9 protein-coding genes and 1 CRISPR repeat array (1 of these 10 cut by a window edge) are annotated in these 11437 nt (G+C 70.7%); of the genes, 8 read left to right on the top strand and 1 reads right to left on the bottom strand.

The features are described 5' to 3' along the window. Positions 1-771: direct repeats of the CRISPR family, unit length 29 nt; unit sequence CGGTTCATCCCCACGCCCGTGGGGAACGC; it reaches 52 nt to the left of the window's first position. A 73-nt stretch (positions 772-844) separates the two neighbouring features. Further along, a complete protein-coding gene (locus tag B9P64_RS30785; RefSeq protein ID WP_139826172.1) occupies positions 845-1789 on the bottom strand; it encodes a LysR family transcriptional regulator in 945 nt (314 codons plus the stop codon). A gap of 148 nt (positions 1790-1937) precedes the next feature. On the opposite strand from B9P64_RS30785, the gene aroQ reads away from it, so the two are divergent. The 8 genes from aroQ to B9P64_RS30745 all read left to right on the top strand — a co-directional run bounded on the left by aroQ (position 1938) and on the right by B9P64_RS30745 (position 11421). Next, the gene (gene aroQ / locus B9P64_RS30780; RefSeq protein ID WP_085315362.1) at positions 1938-2393 is read left to right on the top strand and encodes a type II 3-dehydroquinate dehydratase; all 456 of its coding nucleotides are present in this window, start codon (positions 1938-1940) and stop codon (positions 2391-2393) included. A gap of 9 nt (positions 2394-2402) precedes the next feature. Further along, entirely contained in the window at positions 2403-3335 is a 933-nt protein-coding gene (locus tag B9P64_RS30775) for an AEC family transporter (RefSeq protein WP_085315361.1), read from the top strand. 152 nt (positions 3336-3487) lie between these two features. Beyond that, positions 3488-3583 (top strand): K(+)-transporting ATPase subunit F, encoded by a 96-nt coding sequence (kdpF, locus tag B9P64_RS30770; RefSeq protein ID WP_139826171.1) that lies wholly within the window; start codon positions 3488-3490, stop codon positions 3581-3583. Beyond that, complete coding sequence (gene kdpA / locus B9P64_RS30765) at positions 3580-5268, top strand: potassium-transporting ATPase subunit KdpA (protein WP_085315359.1); 1689 nt, start codon at positions 3580-3582, stop codon at positions 5266-5268. The genes kdpF and kdpA overlap by 4 nt, the downstream gene beginning before the upstream one ends. A gap of 70 nt (positions 5269-5338) precedes the next feature. After that, the gene (gene kdpB, locus B9P64_RS30760) at positions 5339-7402 is read left to right on the top strand and encodes a potassium-transporting ATPase subunit KdpB (protein ID WP_085315358.1); all 2064 of its coding nucleotides are present in this window, start codon (positions 5339-5341) and stop codon (positions 7400-7402) included. Between the two features lie 21 nt (positions 7403-7423). Further along, a complete protein-coding gene (kdpC, locus tag B9P64_RS30755) occupies positions 7424-8050 on the top strand; it encodes a potassium-transporting ATPase subunit KdpC (protein WP_085315357.1) in 627 nt (208 codons plus the stop codon). Between the two features lie 3 nt (positions 8051-8053). After that, positions 8054-10735 (top strand): DUF4118 domain-containing protein, encoded by a 2682-nt coding sequence (locus B9P64_RS30750; protein ID WP_085315356.1) that lies wholly within the window; start codon positions 8054-8056, stop codon positions 10733-10735. Next, positions 10732-11421: a response regulator gene (locus B9P64_RS30745; RefSeq protein ID WP_085315355.1), complete on the top strand. Its 690-nt coding sequence runs from the start codon at positions 10732-10734 to the stop codon at positions 11419-11421. The genes B9P64_RS30750 and B9P64_RS30745 overlap by 4 nt, the downstream gene beginning before the upstream one ends. The last annotated feature ends 16 nt before the right edge of the window (positions 11422-11437 follow it).

The raw sequence follows: 11437 nt of genomic DNA, 5'->3' as shown, positions 1-11437 counted from the left end.
GCCATGTGTCGGTTCATCCCCACGCCCGTGGGGAACGCGCAGTCGCACCGACCATGTACGCGATGGGCGTCGGTTCATCCCCACGCCCGTGGGGAACACGACCGGGACGCCGGCCCGCGACTCGCGGCCGCCGGTTCATCCCCACGCCCGTGGGGAACACCACAGCAACCGTCGCCGCCGCGTAGCCGCCACCGGTTCATCCCCACGCCCGTGGGGAACACGCTCGCCGGGCTCCTACCGGAGATCACCATGTCCGGTTCATCCCCACGCCCGTGGGGAACGCTGCGCCATGAGCGCAGCAAGCAGCAGTTCCACCGGTTCATCCCCACGCCCGTGGGGAACGCCTGGCGCGGGCCGTGGGCGTGACGGCAGCTGCCGGTTCATCCCCACGCCCGTGGGGAACACCGGCGATGGAATACAACGACAGGCGCATTTGACGGTTCATCCCCACGCCCTTGGGGAACACCTTCATCGCGTGGCGCGCGACGACATCGACCACGGTTCATCCCCACGCCCGTGGGGAACACCTGTCGCGCGAGGATTACGAGCAAACCGAAGGCGGTTCATCCCCACGCCCGTGGGGAACACTCGAGCATCAGGCCCTGAATGGCGTTCGCATCCGGTTCATCCCCACGCCCGTGGGGAACACGCGACAAGGCGTTTCTGGGCAACGCGACAACGCGGTTCATCCCCACGCCCGTGGGGAACACGGCTTTGCATTTCGGCCAGGCGCATCTGTTCGAGGTTCATCCCCACGCCCGTGGGGAACACACCAAGAACAACTCTTTGATTTTTAAAGCGCTTTTCCCTGCCGAAAAAACCACCGCCGATTCTCCATGAATCTTCATCGAGATTGGCTGCACGAATCGACCTCCGTCCGCAACGCAAACGGCCCCGCCCGCAACTGCTCGCACAAGAACTCCAGCCCGAGCCGGATGCTGATCGACGCCGAGGCGCGCGTCGCGGTCACGGCCCACACATCGGCCGGCTGCCAGAACTGCGGCAGCACGCGCACCACGGTGCCGTCGGCCAGCGCATCGGCCACGTCCCAGACCGACAGCATCGCGATGCCCTGCCCGTCGTGCAGCCAGTTCTGCACGATGTCGCTGTGGTTCGAGCCGAGCGGGCCGGTCACCTTCACCGGCTCGACCGGCCCGGCCTCGCCATGCAGCCGCCACACGCCAAAGGAATGGCCGCGGTCGCGGAACAGCAGGCAGTCGTGCTGCTGCAACTCGGCCAGCGTCTGCGGCCGGCCGCGCCGCGCCAGATAGCCGGGCGTCGCGCAGAGGATGCGGCGGCTCTCGACCACGCGACGCGCGATCAGATGCGGCTCGCTCACCTCGCCCATGCGGATGTCGATGTCGAAGCCCTCGGCAATCATGTCGAGCGGACCATTCACCAGCTCCAGCCACAGCTCCAGCCGCGGATGGCGCGCGCGCATCGCCGACAGGATGTGCGACACATGATTGCGTCCGAGCCGCAGGCCGCAGGCCACGCGCAGCAGCCCCGCCGGCTCATCGCGGCCCGAGGACAGCGCACCGGCCATGCCGTCAATGTCGTCGAGCAGCCGGCGCGCACGGGCATAGACGATCTCGCCGTCGTCGCTGATCGCCACGCGCCGCGTCGTGCGGTGCAAAAGCCGCGTTCCCAATGCCTCTTCGAGCGCGGCGATGCGCTTGCTGACATGGGCCGGCGAGCTGCCCAGTTCCGCCGCCGCCGCATTGAAGCTGCACAGCCGCGCCACCACGCAGAAGATTTCCAGGTCGGAGAGTTCGGGGCGTTTGTTCATGCCATGGAAATTCTGAATTCGAATTCGGCCAGTTTATTCGCCGGATCGTGTTCAGTACCCTGTCGCGCCGCAGGCGAGCGGCAGAATCCGCCTGCGACCGGCAGCGGCGCCCGAATTCCCGTTTCAACTCCCATCCGAAAGCAAGCGCATGAAGAAGATCCTCGTTCTCAACGGCCCCAATCTCAATCTGCTGGGCCAGCGCGAACCCGAGCAGTACGGCCGCGAAACCCTGGCCGACGTGGAACGCATGTGCCGCGAGGAAGGCGCGAAGCACGGCATCGAGATCGACTGCCGCCAGAGCAACTGGGAAGGCCAGCTCATCGACTGGATTCACGAGGCGGGCCGCGAGATCAAGGCCGGCAACATGATCGGCGTGGTGTTCAACCCGGGCGCCTACACGCACACCTCGATCGCGCTGCATGACGCGATCAAGGGCGCCGAGGCCATCGTGATCGAGCTGCACATCTCCAACGTGCATGCACGCGAAAGCTTTCGCCATCACTCGTTCATCTCGCCGGCGGCGCGCGGCATTGTCGTGGGGCTGGGCACCAAGGGCTATGGCGTGGCCATCGAGGCGCTGACGCGGCTCTATCCGGCGCAGTAAGGCGCCGGCATGCATCAGATTCTGGTGGCGACCGCGCCGATTTATCTGCTGATCGCGCTCGGCTATGGCGCCGGTCGCGCCGGTACCTTCACCAAGGCCGATGCGCGGGTGCTCGGCCGCTTCGTCGTGGGCTTTGCGCTGCCGGCGCTGATCTTCCGCGCGCTCACGCAGCGGCCGCTGGCCGAGGTGCTGGAGGCACGCTATCTGGCCGCCTACGCCTTCGGTTCGCTGCTGGCGCTGGCCATCGGCGTCGGCGTGTCGATGTTCGCGGCGCGGCGCGGACTTACGGAAGGCGCGGTCAACGGCATGGGCATGGCGCTGTCCAACAGCGGCTTCATCGGCTATCCGATCCTGTCGCAGCTGCTTGGGTCCACGGCCGGCACGGCGCTGGCGCTGAACATGGTCATCGAGAATGCGGTGATGCTGCCGCTGGTGCTGGGCCTGGCCGAAGCCGGCCGCAGTGGCGCCAACGGCTGGCGCGCGGCGGCGCTGGCCACGCTCAGGCAGCTGCCGCGCAACCGGCTGGTGCAGGCGATTGCCGCCGGCTTCGCGTTTTCGTTCAGCGGGCTGGAAATGCCGGCGGTGCTGGGCCGCAGCATCGAGCTGCTGGCGCTTGCGTCGGCGGCGATTGCGGTGTTCGTGATCGGCGCCTCGCTGGTCGGCGTGAAGCTGCGCGGCGAAATCGGCGCGATGACCGGCGTGGCGACCGGCAAGCTGCTGCTGCATCCGCTCGGCGTGGCGCTGGGCTTTGCGCTGCTGCCGGCCGTCGCGCCCGAGATGCGCATGGCCGGCATCGCCTATGCCGCCATGCCCATGCTCAGCATCTATCCGGCGATGGCCCAGCAGTACGGCCGCGAAAGCTTCAGCGCCGCCACGCTGGTGGTGGCGACCACGCTGTCCTTCTTCACGCTGTCGACCTTGCTGATGCTGCTGCACAGCTGAGCGCGCGGCGCAGGCACTGTCGCCCTGCCCCGCGTGCGCCGCGACCCGGCCGGCTCTTGATGCTTTCTTGATGCCGGCCGCGCCGATCTTGCCAACGGCCTGACGGCCGCCTTCCTAGCATCGCCTTCGTGTTCTTCACCGAAGGAAATGCCGTGGAAGTCTTCTGGCTGTCGCTGGCCGGCCTGCTGGCCGGCGGGCTGTTCGTCTATCTGCTGGTGGCGCTGCTGCGCCCGGAGGATTTCTCATGACCTCCGCCGGCTGGCTGCTGCTTGTCGTCTACCTGGGCGCTCTGCTCGCCATCGCGCTGCCGCTCGCGCGCTACATCGATGCGGCGCTGGACGGGCGCTTCGCCCTCGCCCGCGCTATCGAGGCGCCGCTCTGGCGCCTGCTCGGCACCCGCGCCGAGGTGGCCATGAACTGGCGCGGCTATGCGCTCGGGCTGCTGCTGTTCAACGCCATCGGCATGCTCGCGCTGTATGCGCTGCAACGGCTGCAAGGCGGGCTGCCGCTCAATCCGGCGGGCCTGGGCGCGGTGTCGCCCGACTCGGCGCTGAACACCGCCGTGAGCTTCGTGACCAACACCGACTGGCAGGGCTATGCCGGCGAGTCGACCATGAGCCATCTGACCCAGATGCTCGGCCTCGCGGTGCAGAACTTCCTGTCAGCGGCGAGCGGCATCGTCGTGGCGATCGCGCTGATCCGGGGCTTCACGCAGCGCTCGGCGCCGGCCATCGGCAATGTGTGGATCGATCTCGCGCGCGCGACGCTCTGGCTGCTGCTGCCGCTGAGCGTGCTGGCCGCGCTGGCGTTCGTCGCGACCGGCGTGGTGCAGAACCTGGCCGCGCCGCTCGACATCGCCACGCTCGAAGGCAGCCGGCAGTCCATCGCGATGGGGCCGGTCGCGTCCCAGCTCGCCATCAAGATGATCGGCACCAACGGCGGCGGCTTCTTCAATGCCAACTCGGCGCATCCGTTCGAGAACCCGACCGCGCTCGCCAATTTCCTGCAAATGCTTTGCATCTTCGCGATCCCGGCGGCGCTGTGCTTCGTGTTCGGCAGGCGCGTTGGCGATGCGCGCCAGGGCTGGGCGCTGTTCGCGGCGATGGCGCTGATGTTCGTGGTCGCGGCGGTCGCGGTCATGGGCTGGGAGCAGGCGCCGAATGCGCAGTTCGCGGCGCTCGGCATCGATCAATCGGGCGGCAACCTGGAAGGCAAGGAAGTGCGCTTCGGCATCGCCGCGTCGGGGCTGTTCGCGGCGATCACCACGGCGGCTTCGTGCGGTGCGGTCAATGCCATGCACGACTCCTTCACCGCGCTCGGCGGCGCCGTGCCGATGGTGCTGATGCAGCTTGGCGAGGTGGTGTTCGGCGGCGCCGGCGCGGGGCTGTACGGAATGCTGGTGTTCGCGCTGCTGGCGGTGTTCGTCGCCGGACTGATGATCGGCCGCACGCCCGAATACCTGGGCAAGAAGATCGAGGCGCAGGAGATGAAGATGGTGTCGCTCGCCATCCTGGTCACGCCGCTGCTGGCGCTGGGCGGCACGGCAGTGGCGCTGCTGGCCGAGGCCGGGCGTGCCGGCATCCTCAACCCGGGCGCGCATGGATTCTCCGAGGTGCTTTACGCGCTGACCTCGGCCGCCAACAACAACGGCAGCGCGTTTGCCGGGCTGTCGGCCAACACGCCGTTCTACAACGGGCTGCTGGCGGTCGCGATGGCGGTCGGGCGCTTTGGCGTGATCGTGCCGGTGCTGGCGATGGCCGGCTCGCTCGCGGGCAAGAAGCGGCTTGCGGTCACGGCCGGCAGCCTGCCGACGCACGGCCCGTTGTTCGTCGCGCTGCTGATCGGCGTGGTGCTGCTGGTCGGCCTGCTCAACTACGTGCCGGCACTTGCGCTCGGGCCGGTGGCCGAACATTTTCTCGGGAGCGCGCAATGAGCCGCTGCCTGCCCGTCCGCCTCGACGCCGCCATTCGCGACGCCATCACCCTTCGCCACGGAGGCGCCCGATGAGCCGCCAAGCCCTTGCCCTGTTCGACCCGGCGCTGATCCGCCCGGCCGCCTTCGATGCCCTGCGCAAGCTCGATCCGCGCACGCAGTGGCGCAACCCGGTGATGTTCGTGGTCTGGGTCGGCAGCGGTTTCACCACGCTGCTGGCGCTGGCCCGGCCCGATGGCTTCACCGTTTCCATCGCGCTGTGGCTCTGGTTCACCGTGCTGTTCGCCAACTTTGCCGAGGCGCTGGCCGAAGGGCGCGGCAAGGCGCAGGCGGCCAGCCTGCGCGGCCTGCGCCAGCAGACCCGCGCCCGCAAGCTCGAAGGCTGGACGCCCGGCCATCCGGTCGCACGCCGGCACTGGACCGACGTCGATGCCGACACCCTGCGCCGCGGCGACCTCGTGCTGATCGAGGCCGGCGACACCATCCCCGCCGACGGCGAGGTGGTCGAGGGCGTGGCCTCGGTCGACGAGAGCGCCATCACCGGCGAATCCGCGCCGGTCATCCGCGAATCGGGCGGCGACTTCTCGGCCATCACCGGCGGCACGCGCGTGCTGTCCGACTGGATCGTGGCGCGCGTCACGGCCGATCCGGGCGAGACCTTCGTCGACCGGATGATCGCGATGGTCGAGACCGCCCAGCGCCGCCGCACGCCCAACGAGATCGCGCTGACGATCCTGCTCGTGGCACTGACCGTCGTCTTCCTCGGCGTGGTGGTCACGCTGCTGCCGTTCTCGCAATTTGCCGTGAGCAGCGCCGGCACCGGCGAGCCGGTGAGCCTGACCGTGCTGGTCGCGCTGCTGGTCTGCCTCATCCCCACGACCATCGCCGGGCTGCTGTCGGCCATCGGCGTGGCGGGCATGAGCCGGCTGATGCAGGCGAACGTGATCGCCACCTCGGGCCGCGCGGTCGAGGCGGCCGGCGACGTGGATGTGCTGCTGCTCGACAAGACCGGCACCATCACCCTCGGCAACCGGCAGGCGGCGGCCTTCGTGCCGGCGCCCGGCGTGGCCGAGCGCGATCTGGCCGATGCGGCCCAGCTCGCCTCGCTGGCCGACGAAACGCCCGAGGGCCGCAGCATCGTCGTGCTGGCCAAGACGCGCTTCGATCTGCGCGAACGCGACCTCGCGGCGCTTGGCGCGCACTTCGTCCACTTCACCGCGCAGACCCGCATGAGCGGCGCCGACCTGCCTGCCGGGCGCGCGCTGCGCAAGGGCGCGGCCGACGCCGTCAGGCGTCATGTGCAGGCGCTCGGCGGCGACTGGCCGGCAGCAGTGCAGACCGCCATCGACGACATTTCGCGGCGCGGCAGCACGCCGCTGGCCGTGGCCGACGGCGCGCGCGTGCTCGGCGCGGTCGAGCTGAAGGACGTGGTCAAGGGCGGCATCCGCGAGCGCTTTGCCGAGCTGCGCCGCATGGGCATCAAGACGGTGATGGTCACCGGCGACAACCGCCTGACGGCCGCCGCCATCGCCGCCGAGGCCGGCGTGGACGACTTCCTGGCCGAAGCCACGCCCGAAGCCAAGCTCGCGCTCATCCGCCAGCACCAGGCCGCCGGCCAGCTCGTGGCGATGACCGGCGACGGCAGCAACGACGCGCCGGCCCTCGCCCAGGCCGACGTGGCGGTCGCGATGAACACCGGCACGCAAGCCGCCAAGGAGGCCGGCAACATGGTCGATCTGGACAGCAACCCGACCAAGCTCATCGAGATCGTCGAGACCGGCAAGCAGATGCTCATGACACGCGGCGCGCTCACCACCTTCAGCATCGCCAACGACGTGGCGAAATACTTCGCCATCGTGCCGGCGGCCTTCGTGAGCAGCACTCCCCAGCTTGGCGCGCTCAACCTGATGCAGCTGGCGAGCCCCGCGTCGGCGGTGCTGAGCGCGGTGATCTTCAATGCGCTGGTCATCGTGTTCCTGATTCCGCTGGCGCTGAAGGGCGTGGCCTATCGCGCGGTCGGCGCGGCGCGGCTGCTGCGGCGCAACCTGCTCGTCTACGGCCTCGGCGGCGTGATCGTGCCGTTCGCGGGCATCAAGCTCATCGACATCGCGGTGGCCGCGCTCGGCCTGGCCTGAACCCACTTGAGGCATGCATCCATGAACACGCAATCCCTTGCAAGCGCCGCGCCGCACGCCGGCGTTTCCGAAGCGCTCGCGCTGCTGCGGCCGGCGCTCCTGCTGTTCCTAGTGCTCACGCTGGTGACCGGGTTGGCCTATCCGCTGCTCGTCACCGGCATCGCGCAAGTGGCGTTTCCGGCCGAGGCCAACGGCAGCCTCGTCGAGCGCGACGGGCGGGTCGTCGGCTCGCGGCTCATCGGCCAGGGCTTTGCCGATGCCGGGCATTTTTTCAGCCGGCCGTCGGCCACGGCGCCCGATGCCTACAACGCATCGGCCTCGGGCGGCTCCAATCTGGGGCCGAGCAATCCGGCGCTCGGCGAGGCGGTGAAGGCGCGCGCCGACGCGCTGCGTGCCGCCGATCCGGGCAACACCGCGCCGATCTCGGTCGATCTGGTCACGGCGTCGGCGAGCGGGCTCGATCCGCACATCAGCCGCGCGGCGGCCGACTGGCAGGCGGCGCGCGTCGCCCGCGCACGCGGCCTGCCCGAGGCGCAAGTGCGCGCGCTGGTGGAAGCGCACACCGAACATCGGCTCGCCGGCTGGCTCGGCGAGGAACGTGTGAACGTGCTCGAACTCAACCTCGCGCTCGACGCGCTCAAGCCCTGACGCATGACCGACGCCCGCCCCGATCCCGACCGCCTGCTCGCCGACCTGCATGCCGAAACGGCGCGCGCCGCGCGCGGCCGGCTGCGCATCTTCTTCGGCGCGTCGGCCGGCGTGGGCAAGACCTTCGCGATGCTCGGCGCCGGCCGCGCGGCGCTCGACGCCGGCCGGCCGCTCGTCGTCGGCATCGTCGAGACCCACGGCCGCGCCGAGACCGCCGCACTCGCGCGCGACCTGCCGCTGCTGCCCCGGCGCGCGGTCGAGCATCGCGGCCATGCGCTCGATGAATTCGACCTCGACGCCGCGCTCGCCTTTGGCGCCGCCCACCCCGGCGCGCTGGTGCTGCTCGACGAATTCGCGCACAGCAATGCGCCCGGCGCGCGCCATCCCAAGCGCTGGCAGGACGCCGAGGAACTGCTCGCCGCCGGCATCGACGTGTGGACCACGCTCAACGTCCAGCATCTCGACAGCCTCAACGACATCGTCGGCGGCATCACCGGCGTGCGCGTGCGCGAGACCCTGCCCGACCGCGTGTTCGACAGCGCCGACGAAGTGGTGGTGGTCGATCTGCCGCCCGACGAACTGCTCGCGCGGCTCGCGGCCGGCAAGGTCTATCTCGGCGAACAGGCCGGGCGCGCGGCAGTCGGGTTCTTTCGCAAGGGCAATCTGCTGGCGCTGCGCGAACTGGCGCTGCGCCGCACCGCCGACCGCGTGGATGGCGAGATGCAGGCCTGGCGCCGGCGTGGCGCGGCGGCGCCCGTGTGGCCCAACCGCGAGGCGCTGCTTGCCTGCGTGGGTGCCGATGCGGCCGCCGAGAAAGTGGTGCGTGCCTCGGCGCGCCTCGCCGGCCAGCTCGGCCTGCCGTGGCGCGCGGTGCATGTGGCCGCCGGCGCCAATGCGCGCGGCCGCGCCGCCGCCCTCGATGCGCTGCGGCTGGCCGAGGAACTGGGCGCGAGCACCGCGCTGATCGGCGCGACCGACGTGGCCGGCGCGCTCGTCGCCCATGCGCGCGAGCACAACCTCGCGCGGCTGGTGGTCGGCCGACCGGCGCGGCGGCCGTGGTGGCTGCGGCTGCTGCGGCCATCGACCGCCAGCGCACTCGCGGCGCGCGCCGCCGACCTCGACGTGCTGCAAGTCGCGGCCCTCGCCACCGCGCCGCCGGCAACCGCCAGCGAGCCCGCCGCACCGCCGCGCAGCGCGCGCGGCTATGCGGTCGCGCTGGCCGCCGGCATCGCGGTCGCGCTGCTCGCCACGCCGCTCAGCGGCCGACTGGAGCTGACCAACATCGTCATGCTGTTCCTGCTCGCGGTGGTCGGCGTCGCGCTCACGCAGGGGCGCGGGCCGGCGGTGCTCGCGGCCTTCATCGGCGTGGCGCTGTTCGATTTCTTCTTCGTGCCGCCGCGCTTCACCTTCGCGGTCAGCGATGCGCAGTACCTGGTCACCTTCGGCGTGATGCTGCTGGTAGCGCTGGTGATCGGCCAGCTCACCGCCGGCCTCAAGGCCCAGGCCGAGGCCGCGCGCGAGGGCGAGCGCCGCATGCGCCGGCTCTACGACATGGCGCGCGAACTGGGCACGGCGCTGCTGCCCGAGCAGGTCGCCGACATCGGCGCGCGCTTCCTCGCGGCCGAGTTCGATGCGCGCAGCAGCCTGCTCGCGGCCGATGCCGACAACCGGCTTGCGACGCTCGCCGGCGGCAACGCGCCGCTCGATGCGGGCGTCGCGCAATGGGCCTTCGACCATGCCGCACCGGCCGGGCGCGGCACCGACACGCTGCCCGCCAGCGCCTGCCTGGTGCTGCCGCTCAAGGCGCCGATGCGCGTGCGCGGCGTGCTCGCGGTCGAGGTCGCCGACAGCGCCGCGCTCGACCCCGAGCAGCGCCGCCTGCTCGATACCTGCGCCGCGCTGCTCGCGATCTCGCTGGAGCGCATCCACTACATCGAGGTGGCGCAGCAGAGCACGGTGCAGATGGAATCGGAACGGCTGCGCAACTCGCTGCTGTCGGCCATCTCGCACGACCTGCGCACGCCGCTCGCCGGCCTCATCGGCCTGGCCGACACGCTGGCCTGGGTCGACGACGCCGAGCAGCGCCGCGATACCGCCGTCGCCATCCGCCAGTCGGCGCTGCGCATGAATGCGCTGGTCGGCAACCTGCTCGACATGGCGCGGCTCGAATCGGGCGCGGTGCGGCTCAAGCGCGAATGGCAGCCGCTCGAAGAAGTGGTCGGCAGCGCACTCGCCGCCTGCGCCGGCACGCTCGGCGCGCGCCGCGTGACCACGCGTCTGCCCGACGACCTGCCGCTGCTGCATCTCGACGCCGTGCTGTTCGAACGCGTGCTGGTGAACCTGCTGGAAAACGCCGCCAAGTACACGCCGGCCGGCACGCCCATCGAGATTTCCGCGCGCGCCGACGCGGCGACCGTCGTCGTCACCGTCGACGACCACGGCCCCGGCCTGCCGCCCGGCCGCGAAGCCGCCGTGTTCGACAAGTTCGAGCGCGGCCAGCGCGAAAGCGCCCTGCCCGGCGTGGGTCTGGGCCTGGCCATCTGCCGCGCCATCGTGCAGGCGCACGGTGGCAGCATCCGGGGCGAGACCCGCGCCACTGGCGGCGCGCGCTTCACCGTCGAGCTGCCGCGCGGCGAACCGCCATGCGACGACGGCAGCGCCAGCCCACTCACCGATCCGGCATGAACGACCGCAACCGAATTCTCGTCGTCGAGGACGACGCCGCCATCCGCCGCTTCGTGCGGCTGGCGCTCGAAGCCGAGGGCCATGAAGTCTTCGAGGCCGACACGCTCGCGCGCGGCCTGATCGACGCCGGCACGCGCCGGCCCGATCTCATCGTGCTCGACCTCGGCCTGCCCGATGGCGACGGCGGCGATTTCATCCGCGACCTGCGCGGCTGGTCGCAGGCGCCGGTGGTGGTGCTGTCGGCCCGCAGCGCCGAGGCCGACAAGATCGGCGCACTCGACGCGGGCGCCGACGATTACCTGGTCAAGCCCTTTGGCGCCGGCGAACTGATGGCCCGCGTGCGGGCCCAGTTGCGGCGCCACGCGCGCCGGCCCGAGGACGGCGCCGCGAGCATCGCCTTCGGCAGCGTGCGCATCGACCTTGCGCGCCGCAGCGTCGAGCGTGACGGCGTGCCATTGCATCTCACGCCGATCGAATATCGCCTGCTCACCCAGCTCGCCACGCAGCCGGATCGCGTCATCACGCACCGGCAACTGCTGCGCGCCGTCTGGGGGCCGGGCCATGCCGAGGACACGCATTACGTGCGCGTCCACATGGCCAATCTGCGCAAGAAGGTGGAGGACGACGCCTCGCAGCCGCGTCATCTGCTGACGGAAGCCGGCGTCGGCTACCGCTTCGTCGGCTGAGCCGGCGGCAGCCCGG

The sequence above is a fragment of the Derxia lacustris genome, from assembly GCF_002105195.1.
Classification (GTDB): domain Bacteria; phylum Pseudomonadota; class Gammaproteobacteria; order Burkholderiales; family Burkholderiaceae_E; genus Derxia; species Derxia lacustris.
Note: the sequence above shows the minus strand (reverse complement) of the source record. Positions and strands in the feature narration are given on the sequence as shown.

Coding starts and splice junctions, on each gene's coding strand:
- B9P64_RS30785 (WP_139826172.1), bottom strand. CDS start 1,789: ATGAACAAACGCCCCGAACTCTCCGACCTGGAAATCTTCTGCGTGGTG.
- aroQ (WP_085315362.1), top strand. CDS start 1,938: ATGAAGAAGATCCTCGTTCTCAACGGCCCCAATCTCAATCTGCTGGGC.
- B9P64_RS30775 (WP_085315361.1), top strand. CDS start 2,403: ATGCATCAGATTCTGGTGGCGACCGCGCCGATTTATCTGCTGATCGCG.
- kdpA (WP_085315359.1), top strand. CDS start 3,580: ATGACCTCCGCCGGCTGGCTGCTGCTTGTCGTCTACCTGGGCGCTCTG.
- kdpB (WP_085315358.1), top strand. CDS start 5,339: ATGAGCCGCCAAGCCCTTGCCCTGTTCGACCCGGCGCTGATCCGCCCG.
- kdpC (WP_085315357.1), top strand. CDS start 7,424: ATGAACACGCAATCCCTTGCAAGCGCCGCGCCGCACGCCGGCGTTTCC.
- B9P64_RS30750 (WP_085315356.1), top strand. CDS start 8,054: ATGACCGACGCCCGCCCCGATCCCGACCGCCTGCTCGCCGACCTGCAT.
- B9P64_RS30745 (WP_085315355.1), top strand. CDS start 10,732: ATGAACGACCGCAACCGAATTCTCGTCGTCGAGGACGACGCCGCCATC.